The sequence below is a fragment of the Burkholderia sp. SJZ089 genome, assembly GCF_007828315.1.
Classification (GTDB): domain Bacteria; phylum Pseudomonadota; class Gammaproteobacteria; order Burkholderiales; family Burkholderiaceae; genus Burkholderia; species Burkholderia gladioli.
On sequence record NZ_VIUM01000002.1, the window covers coordinates 336,659 to 356,156 of the forward strand.

A 19,498-nucleotide genomic window follows, 5' to 3' on the forward strand; every position below is an offset into this window, starting at 1 on the left:
ATCCTTGGTGACGGGGTCGGTGGGAAGGCACGATGCGCCAGCGCGCGTGATCCGATCATAGCGCGCATGGCCGAGGCGCGAACGATCGCGATGCGCGCCGGCATGGCGCGGGGGAGCCGAGGGGGCGGGCAGCCCGGAGGATGGGAGCGAGCGGTGGGCGACAAGCCGCCGGGCCGCCCCACCCGCCCCGCGCTCAGGCGCCGCCAGCCCCGCCGCTGCCCGTGCCACCCGTGCCGCCGTCGAAATCGGGCGCGCGCCGCTCGCGCAGCGAACTGATCCCTTCGCGCACGTCCGGCCCGGAGAAGCCCATGAATTCGAGCGCCAGCGAGGTATCGAAGCTCGGCCCGGCCAGGCGCAGCCAGTTGTTGAGCGCGTACTTGGTCCAGCGGATCGCGCTTTGCGAGCCGCGCGCGAGCCGCTCGGCCAGCTCGAAGGCCTTCGGCAGCAGCTCGGCCTCGTCCACCGCCAGCGAGACCAGCCCGATGCGCTCGGCCTCCTCGCCGCTGACCGGCTCGCACAGCAGCAGGTGGTACTTGGCCTTGGCCATGCCGCACAAGAGCGGCCAGACGATCGCCGCATGATCGCCGGCGGCCACCCCGAGCCGCGTATGGCCGTCGATGATGCGCGCCGTGTTGGCGGCGATCGAGACGTCGGCCAGCAAACCCGCCACCAGCCCCGCGCCGACCGCCGGCCCGTGCATCGCCGAGACCACCGGCTTGCCGCAGTTGACGAGGTTGTAGACCAGGTCGCGCGCCTCGTGCCAGACCCGCGTGCGCACCTCGAAATCGTCGGCCATCTGCTCGACCAGGCCGAGATCGCCGCCGGCCGAGAAACCCTTGCCCTCGCCGCGGATCAGCGCCACGCGCACCTCGGGATCGCGGTCGAGGTCGCGCCAGATCTCGGCCAGCTCGCGATGCATGCGCGCGTCGGCGGTGGCCAGGTTGCTGCGGTTGGCGCCCGCGCCGCTCATCACGATCTCGAGGATGCCGTGCGGATGGCGCGCGAGGCGCAGCGACTGGTAGCCGGCATAGGCTTCCAGGCCGGCGGATTCACGCTCACTCATGTCTGTCTCCTGGTTCTTCTCGTGACGATCGGGGCAAACCGGCAGGCGGCCGGCCCGCCGCGCGCGTTCAGGCCTGCCCGTCGAGCGGCGACACCGCCTGCTCGATCGCGCCGAAGATCGACTTGCCGGCCGCGTCGAGCATCTCGATCCTGACGCGATCGCCGTAGCGCATGAACTCGGTGCGCGGCGCGCCGTGCTCGATGGTCTCCAGGCAGCGCTTCTCGGCGATGCAGCTGTAGCCGCGCCTGGCATCGCGGTTCGACACCGTGCCCGAGCCGACGATGGCGCCGGCGCGCAGGTTGCGCGTCTTCGCCGCGTGCGCGATCAGCTGGCCGAAATGGAAATTCATGTCGACGCCGGCCTCGGCCTGGCCCACCCGCTTGCCGTTCCAGCTCACCAGCAGCGGCCGCTCCAGGCGCCCGCCGCGCCAGTGCTCGCCGAGCTCGTCGGGCGTCACCGCCAGCGGCGAGAAGGCCGTCGCGGGCTTGCTCTGGAAGAAGCCGAAGCCCTTCGAGAGCTCGGCCGGGATCAGGTTGCGCAGCGACACGTCGTTGACCAGCATCACCAGCCGCACGGCGCGCAGCGCCTCGTCGGCGCTCGCGCCCATCGGCACGTCGCCGGTCACCACCGCCACCTCGGCCTCGAAATCGATGCCCCAGTCCTCCGAGGCGCAGACGATGTCGTCCTGCGGGCCGAGGAAATCGTCGCTGCCGCCCTGGTACATCAGCGGATCGCTGAGGAACTCGGGCGGCATCTCGGCGCCGCGCGCGCGACGCACCAGCTCGACGTGGTTGAGGTAGGCCGAGCCGTCCGCCCATTGGTAGGCGCGCGGCAGCGGCGCCATGCAGTCGGCGGCCGAGAAGGCGAACGCGCGGCGCGCGCGGCCGTGGTTGAGCGCATCGTAGAGCTCGCGAAGCTGCGGCGCGTGGAATGCCCAGTCGTCGAGCGCGCGCTGCAACGTCGGCGCAACCGTCTCGGCGATCGCGGCCGTCTGCAGGTCGCGCGACACCACGATCAGTTGGCCGTCGCGCGTGCCGTCCTTCAGCGAAGCAAGTTTCATGGAGGGGAAGTCCGTGTAGTGACGATGGAGGGAAACTATTTTACGATGGTGAATCCGCGCGGCGAAGCCCGAGGCGACGGCGCCGCGCGGGCCGCTTCATCGCCGCGCCCGGCCGCGCCTGCCTCGCGGCGAACCACGCCGCCTCGCCCGCCACCTTCCTATCGCATTCCATCCATGGTCAACACCGACGATCTCGCCGACCCTCTCGCCGACGACGGCGCCGAGGAAAAGGTCCGCTCCGGCATCCAGTCGATCGAGGTCGGCTTCCGCCTGCTGGAGGTGCTCACCGCCGAGCCGCGCGCGATGATGCTGCGCGATCTCGCCCAGCGCGCGCAGATGAGCCCGGCCAAGGCGCACCGCTACCTGGTCAGCTTCCAGCGGCTCGGCGTGGTGGCGCAGGACCCCGTCTCGGGCCGCTACGAGCTGGGCGGCTTCGCGCTGCAGATGGGCCTGGCCCGGCTGGCCCGCGTCGATGGCGTGAAGCTCGCGCGGCTCGCGCTGTCGGCGCTGCGCGACGAGCTCGACCTCACGCTCGGCATCGCCGTGTGGGGCAACCAGGGGCCGACCGTGGTGCACTGGATGGAATCGAGCCATCCCGCCAAGGCCTCGCTCAAGCTCGGCGACGTGATGCCCCTGCTCGGCTCGGCCACCGGCCTGCTGTTCGCCGCCTACCTGCCGCGCGGCAAGACCGCCGCGATGCTCGAGCGCGAGCTGGCCGACGCACGTCGCGGGCCGCCGCGCGACGGCCCGCGCACGCCGGCCGAGGTGGAGGCGCGGCTCGCCGAGGTGCGCGAGCACCAGGCGGCGCGCGTCGAGGGCATGCTGCTGCCGAGCATCCACGCCTTCTGCATGCCGGTGTTCGATGCGCTCGGCGAACTCTCGCTGGGGCTGATCGCGCTGGGTCACGAGGGCAGCTTCGACGTGTCCTGGGGCGGCGAGATCGACCTCGCGCTGCGCGCCGTGGCACGCAAGCTGTCCTACGAAATCGGCTACAGTGCCGATCCGCGCGAGGCCTGAAACCGGAGCCCCGAACGCCGCGCGCGAACGTTCGGCGCGCGATCGGGTCGGACGGACTGGGCGGTGCCGCCGCGCCTGTCGCGCCGGCGAGCCGGATGCGAACCGGCGTGCTTCCACGCGGAGCGCGAGCCTCATGGCCGGAACGCGGCTTGCTGCTTCTCGCCCTCCCCGGCCCGCGTGCCCGGGACCCGCGGCCGAGGAGCCGGGACGTGCCATCTCGCGCCGAACCCGCCACCGGCATCGCCCGCCGATGATTCAGTCCATCGCCCCAGAACGCCCTGAACACACCGGACCAGCCTCGCTCGATGCCCTCGCCCCTGCCGCCCGAATCGTCCCGCCTCTCGCCGCGCCGCTGGCTGCGCGCGGGGCTGACGCTCGCGCTGGTGCTGGTGTTGCACCTGATCGCCGGCCTGTGGTTCGCGGGATATCGCGCGCCGGCCAATCCCGATGCGCGCGACGATACGCCGGTGCAGGTCGAGCTGCTCGAGCCGCAGCCGATCGAGCGCGCGCCCGCGCCCGCCGCGCCGGCACCGAAACCCGCGCCGAAGCCGGTGCCCAGGCCGGCCGCCAAACCCGCTCCGGCCGCGCCGCGCAACCAGGCGCCGGTGCTGACCAGCACCGCGCCTTCGGCACCGGCCACCGCGCCGCCGGGCGCCGGGCAGGCAGCCGGGGCCGGCACGGGCCAGGGCGCCGCCTCCGCGAGCGCGACGGCCAGCGCGGCCGTGCCGGCCTCGGCCGCCGCCAGCGGCGTGAAGTTCATCGCGCCGCCCTCGGGCGACCTGCGCTACGGCGCCTACTTCAACGGCAACCTGAACGGCACCGCGACCATCCACTGGACCACCGAGGGCGATCGCTATCGCCTGCTGATCGAGATCCCGGTGCCCTTCGTCGGTCCCTTCGTCTACGAGAGCCTGGGCCGCATCGACGCCTACGGCATCGCGCCCGACCGCTACACCGAGCAGCGCGGCCGCAAGCCCGCCGACATCGCGATCTTCAATCGACAGACGAAACAGGTGGTGTTCACCAGGACGCCGAACTCGCTGCCGCTGACCGACGGCATGCAGGACCGCTTCAGCCTGCTGATGCAGTTGTCGGGCCTGGTGCACGGCGCGCCCGACGTCTATCGCCCCGGCGTCGCGCGCGAATTCCGCATCATCGACAACAACAGCGGCGAGACCTGGCCGATCGTCACGATCGGCGACGAGACGATCCGCACCGCCACCAGCTCGCTGGAAACCCGCCACTTCCGCCGCCTGCCGCGCCGCGAGGGCGACACGCGGCGCATCGACATCTGGCTCGCGCCCTCGCTGGACTGGCTGCCGGTGCGCCTGGTGCAGACCGAGCCGAATGGTTCGGAGATCGAATTGCTATGGCAGGGACGCGGCGCGCCGAGCCGCGGGATCGGGTATGACGAATCGGCCGCGATGGATGCGCACGCAAGCATCGCGCCCGCCGCGCCGGCCTCTGCCCCTGCCTCGACCTCTGCCCCGGCAGCCGGCGCGAGCAGCGCGGGCGAGGCTCCCGCGCCGGTATCATCGAACGGCATGCCGGCCGCCTCGGCGGCCGAAGCCGCGAGCCCCGTCGCATCGGCACCACAAGCGGCCTCGCCAGCACGGTAATTTCGACCGATTTCGCGAATGTTTCCCTGCTGTCACCAGAGGCTGCACACAAGCCGGTAAACTTGCGTCACAGTGTTGACAATGTTTGACAACCCTGCCCGTGCACCGGAGGAAAATCGGAAACGTTTCATCGATATCGGTCTCTAACCGATGCGCCCTGATCCACGTGGGCGTGCAGCGCCAACCCCTTGAAACCGGCCAGGCCCGCCCCACCTTCGGAGCATTCGGCCTGACAGCCACAGCAAAGAGGAGTGCCGCCATGCAAATGATCTACAACAGCCCCAACTACTGCGTCGTCGAGTTCGCACCGCAGGTCGGCCATCACGCAATGAACTCCGGTGGCTACGAAATCGTGGACAAGAATGCGCAGCGCGAGATCTTCATCGATGGCGAACTGGCCGAGCGCTTCCGCGAACACGTCAAGCAACTGATCGAGGACGAGCCCTCGCTGGACGAGGTGGACGAATTCCTCGGTCAATTCGACAGCCTGATGACGCAACCGGTGGTCCTGCACTGATCCGCTCGTCGCGCGCCGCCCGCCCCAGGATGGTGCGCGACGGCTCGCTGGCCGGCCCGGCGCCGGCCAGCTTCCTCTTCGGCATTTCCCGATCGAACCCCCGCCCGGCCTGTCGTGCGGGGGTTTTCAATGACAAATCGCGCGCGCGCCGGGTAGCCCGGCGCGGCATGCCGGCACCCGCTACAATGGCGTTTTCCCCGATCCGCCCTCCGTCCGCCATGCCGACCTCCCTGCTCGCCCGCTCCGCCCCCGCCGCGTCCTACACGCGCGGCGCCGACCTGCCCGCGTTGCTGGCGCGCCGGATCCTGATCCTCGACGGCGCGATGGGCACCATGATCCAGCAGTACAAGTTCGACGAGGCCGCCTATCGCGGCGAGCGCTTCGCCGACTTCGGACGCGACATCAAGGGCAACAACGAGCTGCTGTCGATCACGCAGCCGGCCACCATCCGCGAGATCCACGACCAGTACTTCGCGGCCGGCGCCGACATCGTCGAGACCAACACCTTCGGCGCCACCACCATCGCCCAGGCCGACTACGAGATGGAGCACCTGGTGGTCGAGATGAACGTCGAGTCGGCGCGTCTGGCGCGCGAATCGGCGCTCAAGTACTCGACGCCGGACAAGCCGCGCTTCGTGGCTGGCGCGATCGGGCCGACACCGAAGACGGCCAGCATCTCGCCCGACGTGAACGACCCCGGCGCGCGCAACGTCACCTACGACGAGCTGCGCGACGCCTACTACCAGCAGGCCAAGGCCCTGCTCGACGGCGGCGTCGACCTGTTCCTGGTCGAGACCATCTTCGACACGCTCAACGCCAAGGCCGCGCTGTTCGCGCTCGACCAGTTGTTCGAGGACACCGGCGAAAACCTGCCGATCATGATCTCGGGCACCGTCACCGACGCCTCGGGCCGGATCCTCTCGGGCCAGACCGTCGAGGCCTTCTGGAACTCGCTGCGCCACGCCCGGCCGCTCACCTTCGGCCTGAACTGCGCGCTCGGCGCGGCGCTGATGCGCCCGTACATCGCCGAGCTGGCCAAGCTCTGCGATACCTACGTGTCCTGCTACCCGAACGCGGGCCTGCCGAACCCGATGGCCGAAACCGGCTTCGACGAGACCCCCGACGTGACCTCGAGCCTGCTCAAGGAATTCGCCCAGGCCGGCCTGGTGAACCTGGCCGGCGGCTGCTGCGGCACCACGCCCGCGCACATCGCCGAGATCGCCCGCGCGCTGGCCGAGGTCAAGCCGCGCCGCTGGCCCTCGCAGTACAGCGAAGCCGCCTGAGCCCCGAGCCGCCCGCCGCAGCCGTCGCGCCGCCCCCCCCCCAAACCGATACGCATCCGCCCCGCCATGACCGATCACACCATGCGCCTGTCCGGCCTCGAGCCGTTCAACGTCACCGAAGGCACCCTGTTCATCAACGTCGGCGAACGCACCAACGTGACCGGCTCGAAGGCCTTCGCGCGAATGATCCTGAACGGCCAGTACGACGAGGCGCTGGCCGTGGCCCGCCAGCAGGTCGAGAACGGCGCGCAGGTGATCGACATCAACATGGACGAGGCGATGCTCGATTCGAAGGCGGCCATGGTCCGCTTCCTGAACCTGATCGCCTCGGAGCCCGACATCGCGCGCGTGCCGATCATGATCGATTCGTCGAAGTGGGAAGTGATCGAGGCGGGCCTCAAGTGCGTGCAGGGCAAGGCGATCGTCAACTCGATCTCGCTCAAGGAAGGCGAGGAGCCGTTCCGCCATCACGCGCGGCTGATCCGCCGCTACGGCGCGGCCGCGGTGGTGATGGCCTTCGACGAGAAGGGCCAGGCCGATACCTTCGAGCGCAAGATCGAGATCTGCACGCGCTCCTACAAGTTCCTGGTCGAGCAATGCGATTTCCCGCCCGAGGACATCATCTTCGATCCGAACATCTTCGCGGTGGCCACCGGCATCGAGGAGCACAACAACTACGCGGTCGACTTCATCGAGGCGACCCGCTGGATCAAGCAGAACCTGCCGCACGCGAAGATCAGCGGCGGCGTGTCGAACGTGTCCTTCTCGTTCCGCGGCAACGACCCGGTGCGCGAGGCGATCCACACCGTGTTCCTGTATCACGCGATCCAGGCCGGCATGGACATGGGCATCGTCAACGCCGGCCAGCTCGGCGTGTATGCCGACCTGGACCCCGAGCTGCGCGAGCGCGTCGAGGACGTGATCCTGAACCGCCGCGAGGATTCCACCGACCGGCTGCTGGAAGTGGCCGACAAGTTCAAGACCGGCGCGGCCAAGAAGGAAGAGAACCTCGAATGGCGCAACCAGCCGGTCGAGAAGCGCCTGGCCCATGCGCTGGTGCACGGCATCACCAACTTCATCGTCGAGGATACCGAGGAAGCGCGCGCGGCGATCGATGCCGCGGGCGGGCGCCCGATCAACGTGATCGAAGGCCCGCTGATGGACGGCATGAACATCGTCGGCGACCTGTTCGGCCAGGGCAAGATGTTCCTGCCGCAGGTGGTGAAGTCGGCGCGCGTGATGAAGCAGGCGGTGGCCCACCTGATCCCCTTCATCGAGGAGGAGAAGCGGCGCCTGGCCGAGGCCGGCGGCGACGTGCGCGCCAAGGGCAAGATCGTGATCGCCACCGTCAAGGGCGACGTGCACGACATCGGCAAGAACATCGTGTCGGTGGTGCTCCAGTGCAACAACTTCGAGGTCGTCAACATGGGCGTGATGGTGCCCTGCAACGAGATCCTCGCCAAGGCGAAGGTCGAGGGCGCCGACATCATCGGCCTCTCGGGCCTGATCACGCCGAGCCTGGAGGAAATGGCCTACGTCGCCGCGGAAATGCAGCGCGACGACTATTTCCGCATCAAGAAGATCCCGCTGCTGATCGGCGGCGCGACCACCTCGCGCGTGCACACCGCCGTGAAGATCGCGCCGAACTACGAAGGCCCGGTAGTCTACGTGCCGGACGCCTCGCGCTCGGTGTCGGTAGCCTCCAGCCTGCTCTCGGACGAGGGCGCCACGCGCTACCTCGACGACCTGAAGAGCGAATACGACCGGATCCGCGACCAGCACGCCAACAAGAAGAAGACGCCGATGGTCACGCTGGCCGCCGCGCGCGCCAACAAGACGCCGATCGACTGGCGCGCCTACCAGCCGGTCAAGCCGAAGTTCATCGGCCGCCGCGTGTTCAAGAACTACGACCTGACCGAGCTGGCCCAGTACATCGACTGGGGTCCGTTCTTCCAGACCTGGGACCTGGCCGGCCCCTATCCGGCGATCCTCAACGACGAGATCGTCGGCGAGTCGGCGCGGCGCGTGTTCTCGGACGCGAAATCGATGCTCTCGCGCCTGATCCAGGGCCGCTGGCTGAGCGCCAACGGCGTGATCTCGCTGCTGCCCGCCAACACCGTGGGCGACGACGACATCGAGATCTACACCGACGACACGCGCACCGAGGTGGCGATGCGCTGGAGCAACCTGCGCCAGCAGAGCGAGCGCCCGGTGGTGGACGGCGTGATGCGGCCGAACCGCTCGCTGGCCGACTTCATCGCGCCCAAGGATTCGGGCGTGGCCGACTACATCGGCCTGTTCGCGGTCACCGCGGGCCTGGGCGTGGACGCCAAGGAAAAGCAGTTCGAGGCCGACCACGACGACTACAGCGCGATCATGCTCAAGGCCCTGGCCGACCGCTTCGCGGAAGCCTTCGCCGAAGCGATGCACGCGCGCGTGCGGCGCGAACTGTGGGGCTACGCGGCCGGCGAGACGCTCGACAACGAGGCGCTGATCGCCGAGAAGTATCGCGGCATCCGCCCGGCGCCGGGCTACCCGGCCTGCCCGGACCACCTCGTCAAGCGCGCCATGTTCGACGTGCTGCACGCCGAGGAGATCGGCATGAGCGTGACCGAATCGCTGGCGATGCTGCCGGCCGCGAGCGTCTCGGGTTTCTACCTGGCGCACCCCGACAGCACCTACTTCTCGGTCGGCAAGATCGGCGAGGACCAGGTGGCCGATTTCGCGGCGCGCATGTCGCTGTCGGACGCGGACGCCCGCCGCGCGCTGGCGCCGCTGCTCTGAAGCCGGCTGCTGCGGCGGCGGCAATCCTCCGATGAATCGACGGGCCGCGCGCCCGTCGCGCCCCGCCCGCCAAGGCACAAAAAAGCCCGCTTCGAGAAGCGGGCTTTTTGCTGGGCGGCGAGGCCGCCGCCGGGGCTCAGAACCCCCAGTGAACGTCGGCGTTCTGTTCCTTGGCCGCGCGCAGCATGCCGAGGAAGGGGGCCACGCGCTGCGCCACGCTCGGCGCGACCTCGTGGTGGGCGTGGTCGGCTTCTTCCTCGTGGAAGTGGCCGCCGTGCTCGGCGCTGGCGCGGCGCGCCTGGTCGGTCACCGCCTCGAGCCGGGCGATCGCGCCGTCCAGCTCGTCGTGGGTGATGACGCCGCGCTCGCCCAGCGGCTTGCCGACGATGCCCAGCACATACACCGCGAAATCCTTCAGCACGTCGAGGTCCTGTGCCGCCTTGCTCTTGAACGTAATCATGATCGCAATTTCCTTTCAGCTTGTTGTGCGTGCCGGCGCCGGGGCCGGCTGGCGCGCTCGAGTTGGGGTCGCGCCGACGCTTTGCGTCTGAGCGGCAGTTTAGCACCTGTTAAAATTCAGCGATTCCTGAAACGCGCGCCCCGGCGCGCCGCCGGAGCCGCCCGCCCGGGCTGCCGGCAACCACCATTCCCGACAGCATGCTGCCCGCTCAAAAACACATACTCGAAACCCTGCTCGCCGACAGCGTGAAGCAGGTCGTCCAGGCCCTGAAGGGCGAATCCGAGGCCGGTTTCGTCGCGCCGACGATCACCCTGGAGCGCCCCAAGGCGGCCGCCCACGGCGACGTCGCCTGCAACGTCGCGATGCAGCTGGCCAAGCCGCTCGGCACCAACCCGCGCCAGCTGGCCGAGAAGATCGTGGCGGCCGTGACGGCCCACCCGGCCGCGACGGGGCTGGTCGAGGCCGCCGAGATCGCCGGCCCCGGCTTCATCAACCTGCGCCTGACCGCGGCCGCCAAGCAGGCCGTGATCGGCGCGGTGTTCGCCGAGCGCGAGGCCTTCGGCCGCTCCGCCCACGAGGCCGGGCGCCGCGTGCTGCTCGAGTTCGTCTCGGCCAACCCGACCGGCCCGCTGCACGTCGGCCATGGCCGCCAGGCCGCGCTCGGCGACGTGCTGGCCAACGTGCTGGCCAGCCAGGGCTACGCGGTGCACCGCGAGTTCTACTACAACGACGCCGGCGTGCAGATCGGCAACCTGGCGCTGTCGACCCAGGCGCGCGCGCGCGGCCTCAAGCCCGGCGACGCCGACTGGCCCGAGGCCGCCTACAACGGCGAGTACATCGCCGACATCGCGCGCGACTACCTGGCCGGCGCCACGGTCTCGGCCAGCGACGGCGAGCCCGTCACCGGCAAGGGCGACATCGAGGACATCGAGGCGATCCGCAAGTTCGCGGTCGCCTACCTGCGCCGCGAGCAGGACATCGACCTGAAGGCCTTCGGCGTGCGTTTCGACCAGTACTACCTGGAATCCTCGCTGTACCAGGAAGGCCGCGTCGAGAGCACGGTGCAGGCCCTGGTCGACGCCGGCATGACCTACGAGCAGGAAGGCGCGCTGTGGCTGCGCACCACCGACGAGGGCGACGACAAGGACCGCGTGATGCGCAAGACCGACGGCACCTACACCTACTTCGTGCCCGACGTCGCCTACCACGTGGCCAAGTGGCAGCGCGGCTTCACCAAGGTCATCAACATCCAGGGCTCGGACCACCACGGCACCATCGCGCGCGTGCGCGCCGGCCTGCAGGGCCTGCACATCGGCATCCCGAAGGGCTATCCCGACTACGTGCTGCACAAGATGGTGACGGTGATGCGCGACGGCCAGGAGGTGAAGCTCTCCAAGCGCGCCGGCAGCTACGTGACGGTGCGCGACCTGATCGAATGGTCGGGCGGCGCCACGCCGGACGCGGAAGTCTCGCCCGAGCAGCTCGACGAGGCCATCATCACTCGCGGGCGCGACGCGGTGCGTTTCTTCCTGATTTCACGCAAGGCCGACACGGAATTCGTGTTCGATATCGATCTCGCGCTGAAGCAGAACGACGAGAATCCGGTCTACTACGTGCAGTACGCGCATGCGCGGATCTGCTCGGTGCTCAACGAGTGGAAGTCGCGCCACGGCGCCGACGAGGCGATCCTGCCGGGCGCGGACCTCTCCCCGCTCGACAGCAAGCCGGCCGCCTCGCTGCTGCAGAAGCTCGCCGAGTACCCCGAGATGCTCACGCACGCGGCCGGCGAACTCGCGCCGCACGCGGTGGCCTTCTACCTGCGCGAGCTCGCGGGCGAGTTTCACTCGTTCTACAATGCGGAGCGCGTGCTCGTCGACGACGAGGCGCAACGCACCGCGCGCATCGCGCTGCTGGCCGCGACGCGCCAGGTGCTCGCGAACGGTCTCGCGGTGCTCGGCGTGTCCTCGCCGAGCAAGATGTAAAGCCGCCGGGCCGGGCTCCAGACGGTCGCGCCGCCGCGCGCGACCGTGCCACGAATCCCGTTTCACGACTCTTTTAGCAGGTGACTCAAGCAATGGCACAACCGCGCCGCACGTCGAAACCGTCGAAACAAGCCGGAGGAACCTTTCTTGGCATCGTGCTGGGCCTGATCGTCGGCCTCGCGATCGCCGTGGTGGTCGCGCTCTACATCACGCGCGCGCCCTCGCCGTTCGTCTCGAAGGTCGCCCCGCCGGCCGACACCGGCGCGAGCGGCGCCAGCCAGCCGCAGCAGTTCGATCCGAACCGCGCGCTGCAGGGCAAGACGCCGGGCCAGCCGGTGCCGCAGGCCGCGCAGCCGGCTCCGCCCAATACCGCGCCGGGCCAGGCCGCCAACCAGACCCAGCCGCCGCTGCTGCCCGAGCCGCAGATCGTCGAGGTGCCGGGTTCGAACGGCTCGCAGAACAGCAATCCGCAGCCGTCCTCGGACGACAACGGCATCGCCGTGGCGCCCAAGCCCGCCGACAACACGCCGCCTGCGAAGAAGCCGCAAGCCACCGCCGCCACGCCTTCCTCGCAACCGAAGCCGGCCCAGCAGGCCGCCAAGCCGACCTCCTCGGCCCAGGCGGGCAACGCCCCGGCCAAGCCGGGCTCGGGCACGAGCGCGGCCGACGCCAACAGCGGCTACTTCCTGCAGGTGGGCGCCTACAAGACCGAGGCCGACGCCGAGCAGCAGCGCGCGCGCCTGGGCTTCCAGGGCTTCGAGTCGAAGGTCTCCAAGCGCGATGTCAGCGGCGTCACGTACTATCGCGTGCGCGTCGGCCCGTTCAACAAGTTCGACGACATGAACTCCGCGCGCCAGCGGCTGTCCGATGCCGGTGTCGACACCGCGGTGATCCGCTTCACGAAACAGTAAGCCGGCCGGCCCGATCCGGTCCCATGCAACCGTTCGAAATCCCAACATGAAAAAACTGTTCAGCACGCTGTTCCTGTCCCTGAGCCTGGCGGCCGGCATCGTGGCGCAGTCCGCCTCGGCCGCGCCGGTGGCCGGCAAGGACTACGAGGTGATGAAGTCGCCGCAGCCGATCTCGGCGCCGGCCGGCAAGGTCGAGGTGATCGAGTTCTTCTGGTACGGCTGCCCCCACTGCTACGAGTTCGAGCCGACGCTCGAGGCCTGGGTCAAGAAGCAGGGCGACAACATCGTCTTCAAGCGCGTGCCGGTCGCCTTCCGCGACGACTTCCTCCCGCACTCGGCGATGTACTACACGCTCAACGCGCTCGGCGTGGCCGAGAAGGACACGCCGGCCGTGTTCAACGCGATCCACAAGCAGAAGAACTACCTGCTCACGCCGCAGGCGCAGGCCGACTTCCTGGCCACGCAGGGCATCGACAAGCAGAAGTACCTGGCCACCTACAACTCGTTCACGGTGCAGGGGCAGGTCAAGCAGTCGGGCGAACTGGCCAAGACCTACGACATCCAGGGCGTGCCGACCATCGTGATCCAGGGCAAGTACAAGTCGGGTCCGTCCTACACGGGCAGCGAGGCAGGCACGCCGCCGGTGCTTGACTGGATCGTCCAGCAGGTCAAGGACAAGAAGCTGTAATCCCCACGCCCGAGGCGCCGGCATGACCGCTCCCCCGAAGGTCTTCATCACCGGCGCCTCGAGCGGCCTGGGCCTCGCGCTCGCCGAGGCCTATGCCCGCCAGGGCGCCACGCTCGGCCTGGTGGCCCGCCGCGGCGACAGCCTCGCCGAATTCGCGCGGCGCCATCCCGATCTCCCCATCTCGATCCATCCCGCCGACGTGCGCGACGCCGCCGCCCTGCAGGCCGCGGCCGACGCCTTCGTGGCCGCGCACGGCTGGCCCGACGTGGTGATCGCCAATGCCGGCATCAGCAAGGGAGCGATCACCGGCGAGGGCGACCTGGCGGCCTTCCGCGAGATCATGGACGTCAACTACTACGGCATGGTGGCCAGCTTCGAGCCCTTCGTGGCGGCCATGAAGGCCGCGCGGCGCGGCACCCTGGTCGGCGTGGCGAGCGTGGCCGGCGTGCGCGGCCTGCCCGGCTCGGGCGCCTACAGCGCCTCGAAGTCGGCGGCGATCAAGTACCTGGAGGCGCTGCGCGTCGAGCTGCGGCCCTCGCGGGTCGGCGTGGTCACCATCGCGCCCGGCTACATCCGCACGCCGATGACCGAGCACAATCCCTATCCGATGCCCTTCCTGATGGATGCGGAGCGCTTCGCCGAGCGCGCGCTGCGCGCCATCGCGGCGCAGGACGCGTTCCGCGTGATTCCCTGGCAGATGGGCCTGGTCGCGAAGATCCTGCACGTCGCGCCGCGCTGGCTCTACGACCGCCTGTTCGAGAAGGCGCCGCGCAAGCCCCGCGCGCCGGGTCCCAAGGCCGAGGGCTGAGGCCCGGCCGGCTCGTGCGGCTTCGCGACGACGCCGGCTCCGGGGCCGAAGCTCTGCCGGCTCGCGCGACTTCGAGACGACGCCCGCTCCATCACCGAAGCCCGGCCGATCCCACCTCGCAAGCCCGCGGCGACGCCGGCGCCACGTCGATCCGGGCGCCTTCGCGGCGCCCTTCTCCGCCCCCGCAGGCGCCGCGCCGCCATGGCCGACGCCTTTCTGATACGCGCTCACGCCCGGCGCGCTTTGACGGTATGCTAGTCGACCGATGCCCGGGAGCTGCATGGCCGTCGCCGCCCGGCACGCCGATAACAGACACTGCCACGTGGGAGATCTCATGCGTTTCACGACGTTCGCCGCCGCCGCGCTGATTGCGGCCCCGCTCGCCGCCGCCCCCCTCATCGCCCAGGCCAAGCCGCTCACGGTCTGTACCGAAGCGAGCCCGGACGGCTTCGACGTGGTGCAGTACAACTCGCTCGTCACCACCAATGCCTCGGCCGACGTGATCTTCAACACGCTGGTGTCCTACGACGAGGCGAGCAAGAAGGTGGTGCCCTCGCTGGCCGACAAGTGGGACGTCAGCGCCGACGGCCGCACCGTGACCTTCCACCTGCGCCCGAACGTGGCCTTCCAGACCACCGAGGACTTCAAGCCGACGCGCGCCCTGAACGCCGACGACGTGGTGTTCACCTTCAGCCGCATGCTCGACAACGACAATCCCTGGCACAAGGTGGCCGGCGCGAGCGGCTTCCCGCACGCGCAGTCGATGGGCCTGGTGAAGCTGGTGAAGTCGGTCTCGAAGGTGGACGAGCAGACCGTGAAGTTCGAACTGAACGAGCCGAACGCGACCTTCGTGCCGATCCTGACGATGGGCTTCGCCTCGATCTACTCGGCCGAATACGCGGACCAGCTCCTCAAGGCGGGCCGCCAGCAGGACCTCAACGCCAAGCCGGTCGGCACCGGCCCCTTCGTGCTGAAGAGCTACACCAAGGACGCGCTGATCCGCTACGAGGTGAATCCGAGCTACTGGGGCAGCAAGCCCAAGGTCGACCGCCTGATCTACGCGATCACGCCCGATGCCTCGGTGCGCGCGCAGAAGGTCAAGGCCGGCGAATGCCAGATCGCGCTGTCGCCCAAGCCGCAGGACGTGGCCGCCGCCAAGGCCGACAAGGCGCTGAAGGTGGTCGAGACGCCGGCCTTCATGACCGCCTTCGTCGCGCTCAACACCGAGCACAAGCCGCTCGACAACCCGAAGGTGCGCGAGGCGCTGAACCTCGCCTTCGATCGCGCGACCTACCTGAAGGTGGTGTTCGACAATACCGCGACGCCGGCCGTGAACCCGTATCCGCCCAACACCTGGAGCTACGCGAAGTCGATCGCGGCCTATCCCTACGATCCGGCCAAGGCCAAGCAGTTGCTGGCGCAGGCGGGCTTCCCGAACGGCTTCTCGACCACCATCTGGGTGCGCCCGACGGGCAGCGTGCTGAACCCGAACCCGAAGGCCGGCGCGGAACTGCTGCAGGCCGATTTCGCCAAGATCGGCGTGAAGGCCGAGGTCAAGGTGATCGAGTGGGGCGAGCTGATCAAGCAGGCCAAGCTCGGCCAGCATGACATGCTGTTCATGGGCTGGGCCGGCGACAACGGCGATCCGGACAACTACCTGTCGCCGCTGTTCAGCTGCAATGCGGTGAAGTCGGGCATCAACTTCGCGCGCTACTGCGATCCGCAGCTCGACAAGCTGATCGCCGACGGCAAGGAAACGCCGGACCAGGCCAAGCGCACCAAGGCCTATGAAGCCGCGCAGAAGATCATCCACGACCAGGCGCTGTGGATCCCGCTCGGCTACCCGACCGCCTCGGCGATCACGCGGCCGAACGTGAGCGGTTATCACGTCAGCCCGTTCGGGCGCCAGCACTTCGATACCGTCGCGGTGCAGTAAGCCTTCCTGCCGCTGTCGCGGGCGAGCGACGGATTCCGCCGCCTCGCTTGCCCGCTGTCTCGACCCGGCCCGCGCGCGCAATGCGCGGGGCCGCCTGCCTTCAGCCCCGCGTTCAGCCCCGCGCCGGCCGGAAGCGGAACACACCCGCCTCATCCACCTCGCGCCGCAATTCCCCCGCGTGCCAGAGCAAGTGCAGATGCGCGATCGCCTCGCCCAGCGCGAAGGTCAGCTGATGCACGTCCAGCTCGCGGCGGCGGAACATGATCGGCACCACGTCGGCGGCGCTGGCCGGCCGCTCGGCGCAGAGCTGGCGCACCTCGTCGAGCCGCGCCGCATGATGCTCGCGCAACTGCCCGATGCGGGTGCGCACGCCGCGGAACGGCTTGCCGTGCGAGGGCAACACCAGGGTGTCGGCGGCCATCGGCTCGTAGCGGCCGAGCGAGTCGAGATAGAGCTGGAGCGGGTTCGCCTCCGGCTCGAGGTCGAACACCGAGACATTGGTCGAGATGCGCGGCAGCACCATGTCGCCCGAGATCAGCAGCGCCTCGTCGGCGCAGTGCAGCGCGCAATGCTCGGGAGAATGGCCGAAGCCCGTCACCACCTGCCAGCGGCGTGCGCCGATGGTGACCGTGTCGCCCTCGCGCAGGCGCCGGTAGCGCGCCGGCACGGCGGGCACCAGGTCCGAGTAGTAGCTGTTGCGGTTGCGCAGCTTGTCGAGCTTGGCCTGGTCGGTCAGGCCGTGGCGCGCGAAGTGCTCGGCCGCGGCGGCGCCGCCCGCGTTCGAGCCGTTGCCGGCCGCCATCACCTGGCCGAACATGAATTCGCCGAGCGTCATCCACAGCCGCACCTGCCAGCGCCGGCGCTCGCCGCCCTCGCAGATCCAGTTGGCCAACCCGAGGTGGTCGGGATGGCAATGCGTGACCAGCACGCGCAGCACCGGCAGGCCATCGAGGTGCGTGTCGAATACCTGCTCCCAGTGGCGGCGGATCTCGTCCGACGAAATCCCGCAGTCGATCACGGTCCAGCCCGCCTGTCCGTCGATCTCGTCGCGCAGCAGCCACAGGTTGATGTGGTCGAGCGAGAACGGCAACGGCATGCGCAGCCAGCGCACGCCCGGCGCGACCTCCAGGAACTCGCCCGCGGCGGGCAGGGTGTCGGCGAACGGGTAGTCGAGTTGGTGTTCCAATGCGTTCATGGCGTCTCGTCGGTTCTTCATGGGCCGCCTGGCGCGGCGTGGGGGCTCTGCGATTCTAGCGCGTGCGCCGCAACATCGTCGGTGCGCCGCGCAGGGCGCGATCGCGCCCCATCGCGCCGTGGCGGCCGTCGCGCCGCATGACGCGCCGCGGCACCGCGCGGCGCACGAAAAAAGTTCGTGCCACGTTCACGCCCATATCGCACCGCTTGCCGGCAGATGCCCGATTCGTCGCCCTATGTCGCCGAACGTCGGCGATCCGGCCCCGGGCGAGGCACGGCAACACGCTCGCGAGGGCGCGGTTTCGGCGCGGCGCGGCGGTAAAATAGCGCCTCGCCCCCGCCACGAGCCCGGACGGACCATGCACCACTTCCCCAAACTGCTGTCGTCGCAAATCGGCTTCGATCTCGCCCAGGCCATGCTGGAGCATTTCGATCGCCATTACCGGACCTTCCGGGACGCGGCCATCGAGGCGAAGGCGCGGTTCGAGGCGGCCGACTGGCACGGCCTGCAGCGGCTCGGGCGCGAGCGCATCACCTCCTACGACGAGCGCGTGCGCGAATGCGTGGTCTGCCTGGAAGACGAATACGACGCGGCCGGCCTCGACGACGAGGTCTGGCAGCAGATCAAGCTCCATTACATCGGGCTCCTGACTTCGCACCTCCAGCCCGAGTGCGCGGAGACCTTCTTCAATTCGGTGTGCTGCAAGATCCTGCACCGCTCGTATTTCCACAACGACTTCATCTTCGTGCGCCCGGCGATCTCGACCGAGTACCTGGAAAACGCCGCGCCGGCCGCCAAGCCCACCTACCGCGCCTACTACCCGGCGCGCGACGGGCTGCCCGCCACGCTCGAGCGGATCGTCACGAACTTCCAGCTCGGCGTGCCCTTCGAGGATCTCTCGCGCGACACGGCCTGCCTGCTGCAGGCGATCGACGACGAGTTCGGCGCCTTCGACGAGGCCTTCAACTTCCAGATCCACGTGCTGTCCTCGCTGTTCTTCCGCAACAAGGGCGCCTGGATCGTCGGGCGCATCGTCAACGGCGAGCGCACCCTGCCCTTCGCGGTGCCGCTGCGCCATACCGGCGCCGGCACGCTCGCGCTCGACACGGTGCTGCTGCGCCGCGAGCAGTTGCAGGTGATCTTCGGCTTCTCGCATTCCTACTTCCTGGTCGACATGGACGTGCCCTCGGCCTATGTCGAGTTCCTCGGCACCCTGATGCCGGGCAAGCCGAAGGCCGAGATCTACACCTCGCTGGGCCTGCAGAAGCAGGGCAAGAACCTGTTCTATCGCGACCTGCTGCACCATCTCTCGCATTCGAGCGACCGCTTCGTGATCGCGCCCGGCATCAAGGGCATGGTGATGCTGGTGTTCACGCTGCCCTCGTTCCCCTATGTGTTCAAGGCGATCAAGGACCGCTTCCCGCCGCCCAAGGACACCACGCGCGAACGCATCATGGAGAAGTACCAGCTGGTCAAGCGCCACGACCGGCTCGGCCGCATGGCCGACACGCTCGAATACTCGAGCGTCGCGCTGCCGCTGGCGCGGCTCGACGAGACGCTGCTGCGCGAGCTGGAGAAGGAAGCGCCCTCGCTGCTCGAATACGAGGGCGACAGCGTGGTGATCCGGCATCTGTACATCGAGCGCCGCATGACGCCGCTGAACCTGTACCTGCAGCACGGCAGCGACGCCGAGATCGCGCACGGCGTGAAGGAATACGGCAACGCGGTCAAGGAGCTGATCCAGGCCAACATCTTCCCCGGCGACATGCTCTACAAGAATTTCGACGTGACGCGCCACGGCCGCGTGGTGTTCTACGACTACGACGAGATCGAGTACCTGACCGACTGCCAGGTGCGCCGCGTACCGCCGCCGCGCAACGAGGAGGATGAAATGTCGGACGAACCCTGGTACCCGGTCGGCCCGCGCGATATCTTTCCCGAAACCTACGGGCCCTTCCTGCTCGGCGATCCGCGCGTGCGCGAGGCCTTCCTCGCGCAGCATCCGGATTTCTTCGAGCCCGCGCTCTGGCAGGACAGCCAGGCGCGCGTGCTGCGCGGCGAGCTGCCCGACTTTTTCCCGTACGACCCGTCCCTGCGCTTTCGCGCGCGCTACCCGGCGCGCTACGCGCGGCCCGCCGACGCGCAGCGCGCCGCCTGAGCGCGGGACCGAACCAC

General features: G+C 69.2%; 15 protein-coding genes. 11 read left to right on the plus strand and 4 right to left on the minus strand.

All coding sequences use genetic code 11. The features are described from left to right. Positions 1-193 precede the first annotated feature (193 nt). Together FB600_RS04630 and FB600_RS04635 are read right to left on the minus strand one after the other, a co-directional pair. Complete coding sequence (locus FB600_RS04630) at positions 194-1,063, minus strand: enoyl-CoA hydratase/isomerase family protein (protein ID WP_025101446.1); 870 nt, start codon at positions 1,061-1,063, stop codon at positions 194-196. 67 nt (positions 1,064-1,130) lie between these two features. Then, positions 1,131-2,123, minus strand: coding sequence for a fumarylacetoacetate hydrolase family protein (locus tag FB600_RS04635; RefSeq protein WP_036049003.1), 993 nt, complete (start codon positions 2,121-2,123; stop codon positions 1,131-1,133). 174 nt (positions 2,124-2,297) lie between these two features. Here FB600_RS04635 and FB600_RS04640 point away from each other — a divergent pair, with 174 nt between their 5' ends. The 5 genes from FB600_RS04640 to metH all read left to right on the plus strand — a co-directional run bounded on the left by FB600_RS04640 (position 2,298) and on the right by metH (position 9,343). Further along, positions 2,298-3,140: an IclR family transcriptional regulator gene (locus FB600_RS04640; protein ID WP_096750126.1), complete on the plus strand. Its 843-nt coding sequence runs from the start codon at positions 2,298-2,300 to the stop codon at positions 3,138-3,140. Positions 3,141-3,445: 305 nt separating this feature from the next. Then, positions 3,446-4,759, plus strand: coding sequence for a DUF3108 domain-containing protein (locus FB600_RS04645; RefSeq protein ID WP_103690681.1), 1,314 nt, complete (start codon positions 3,446-3,448; stop codon positions 4,757-4,759). 259 nt (positions 4,760-5,018) lie between these two features. After that, on the plus strand, positions 5,019-5,276 hold the full coding sequence (locus tag FB600_RS04655) for a DUF3567 domain-containing protein (RefSeq protein ID WP_013699526.1): 258 nt from the start codon (positions 5,019-5,021) through the stop codon (positions 5,274-5,276). Positions 5,277-5,494: 218 nt separating this feature from the next. Then, a complete protein-coding gene (locus FB600_RS04660) occupies positions 5,495-6,559 on the plus strand; it encodes a homocysteine S-methyltransferase family protein (RefSeq protein WP_145756306.1) in 1,065 nt (354 codons plus the stop codon). Positions 6,560-6,625: 66 nt separating this feature from the next. Then, positions 6,626-9,343, plus strand: coding sequence for a methionine synthase (gene metH / locus FB600_RS04665; RefSeq protein WP_186023583.1), 2,718 nt, complete (start codon positions 6,626-6,628; stop codon positions 9,341-9,343). 136 nt (positions 9,344-9,479) lie between these two features. On the opposite strand, the gene FB600_RS04670 is transcribed toward metH, so the two are convergent. Next, entirely contained in the window at positions 9,480-9,803 is a 324-nt protein-coding gene (locus FB600_RS04670; protein WP_013699529.1) for a DUF1840 domain-containing protein, read from the minus strand. A 197-nt stretch (positions 9,804-10,000) separates the two neighbouring features. On the opposite strand from FB600_RS04670, the gene argS reads away from it, so the two are divergent. The 5 genes from argS to FB600_RS04695 all read left to right on the plus strand — a co-directional run bounded on the left by argS (position 10,001) and on the right by FB600_RS04695 (position 16,128). Further along, positions 10,001-11,785, plus strand: coding sequence for an arginine--tRNA ligase (gene argS / locus FB600_RS04675; protein WP_098181525.1), 1,785 nt, complete (start codon positions 10,001-10,003; stop codon positions 11,783-11,785). Between the two features lie 92 nt (positions 11,786-11,877). Further along, positions 11,878-12,696, plus strand: a complete 819-nt coding sequence (locus tag FB600_RS04680) for an SPOR domain-containing protein (protein WP_096750123.1) — start codon at positions 11,878-11,880, stop codon at positions 12,694-12,696. A 46-nt stretch (positions 12,697-12,742) separates the two neighbouring features. Beyond that, positions 12,743-13,384 carry a thiol:disulfide interchange protein DsbA/DsbL gene (locus FB600_RS04685; RefSeq protein WP_013699532.1) on the plus strand — a complete coding sequence of 214 codons (642 nt, stop codon included), beginning with the start codon at positions 12,743-12,745 and terminating at the stop codon, positions 13,382-13,384. Between the two features lie 22 nt (positions 13,385-13,406). Then, positions 13,407-14,192, plus strand: coding sequence for an SDR family oxidoreductase (locus tag FB600_RS04690; protein WP_096750122.1), 786 nt, complete (start codon positions 13,407-13,409; stop codon positions 14,190-14,192). Between the two features lie 334 nt (positions 14,193-14,526). Then, on the plus strand, positions 14,527-16,128 hold the full coding sequence (locus FB600_RS04695; RefSeq protein ID WP_096750121.1) for an ABC transporter substrate-binding protein: 1,602 nt from the start codon (positions 14,527-14,529) through the stop codon (positions 16,126-16,128). Positions 16,129-16,240: 112 nt separating this feature from the next. Here FB600_RS04695 and FB600_RS04700 read toward each other — a convergent pair whose 3' ends face one another. Beyond that, the gene (locus FB600_RS04700) at positions 16,241-17,323 is read right to left on the minus strand and encodes an MBL fold metallo-hydrolase (protein WP_013699535.1); all 1,083 of its coding nucleotides are present in this window, start codon (positions 17,321-17,323) and stop codon (positions 16,241-16,243) included. A 358-nt stretch (positions 17,324-17,681) separates the two neighbouring features. Here FB600_RS04700 and aceK point away from each other — a divergent pair, with 358 nt between their 5' ends. Continuing rightward, on the plus strand, positions 17,682-19,481 hold the full coding sequence (aceK, locus tag FB600_RS04705; protein ID WP_145756307.1) for a bifunctional isocitrate dehydrogenase kinase/phosphatase: 1,800 nt from the start codon (positions 17,682-17,684) through the stop codon (positions 19,479-19,481). Positions 19,482-19,498: the final 17 nt, after the last annotated feature.

Bases quoted from the DNA above. Each gene is read 5' to 3' on its own strand.
- FB600_RS04645 (WP_103690681.1), top strand. From the start codon at position 3,446: ATGCCCTCGCCCCTGCCGCCCGAATCGTCCCGCCTCTCGCCGCGCCGC.
- FB600_RS04680 (WP_096750123.1), top strand. From the start codon at position 11,878: ATGGCACAACCGCGCCGCACGTCGAAACCGTCGAAACAAGCCGGAGGA.
- FB600_RS04670 (WP_013699529.1), bottom strand. From the start codon at position 9,803: ATGATTACGTTCAAGAGCAAGGCGGCACAGGACCTCGACGTGCTGAAG.
- FB600_RS04630 (WP_025101446.1), bottom strand. From the start codon at position 1,063: ATGAGTGAGCGTGAATCCGCCGGCCTGGAAGCCTATGCCGGCTACCAG.
- argS (WP_098181525.1), top strand. From the start codon at position 10,001: ATGCTGCCCGCTCAAAAACACATACTCGAAACCCTGCTCGCCGACAGC.
- metH (WP_186023583.1), top strand. From the start codon at position 6,626: ATGACCGATCACACCATGCGCCTGTCCGGCCTCGAGCCGTTCAACGTC.
- FB600_RS04635 (WP_036049003.1), bottom strand. From the start codon at position 2,123: ATGAAACTTGCTTCGCTGAAGGACGGCACGCGCGACGGCCAACTGATC.
- FB600_RS04640 (WP_096750126.1), top strand. From the start codon at position 2,298: ATGGTCAACACCGACGATCTCGCCGACCCTCTCGCCGACGACGGCGCC.
- FB600_RS04685 (WP_013699532.1), top strand. From the start codon at position 12,743: ATGAAAAAACTGTTCAGCACGCTGTTCCTGTCCCTGAGCCTGGCGGCC.
- FB600_RS04660 (WP_145756306.1), top strand. From the start codon at position 5,495: ATGCCGACCTCCCTGCTCGCCCGCTCCGCCCCCGCCGCGTCCTACACG.
- FB600_RS04700 (WP_013699535.1), bottom strand. From the start codon at position 17,323: ATGAACGCATTGGAACACCAACTCGACTACCCGTTCGCCGACACCCTG.
- FB600_RS04690 (WP_096750122.1), top strand. From the start codon at position 13,407: ATGACCGCTCCCCCGAAGGTCTTCATCACCGGCGCCTCGAGCGGCCTG.
- FB600_RS04655 (WP_013699526.1), top strand. From the start codon at position 5,019: ATGCAAATGATCTACAACAGCCCCAACTACTGCGTCGTCGAGTTCGCA.
- aceK (WP_145756307.1), top strand. From the start codon at position 17,682: ATGCACCACTTCCCCAAACTGCTGTCGTCGCAAATCGGCTTCGATCTC.
- FB600_RS04695 (WP_096750121.1), top strand. From the start codon at position 14,527: ATGCGTTTCACGACGTTCGCCGCCGCCGCGCTGATTGCGGCCCCGCTC.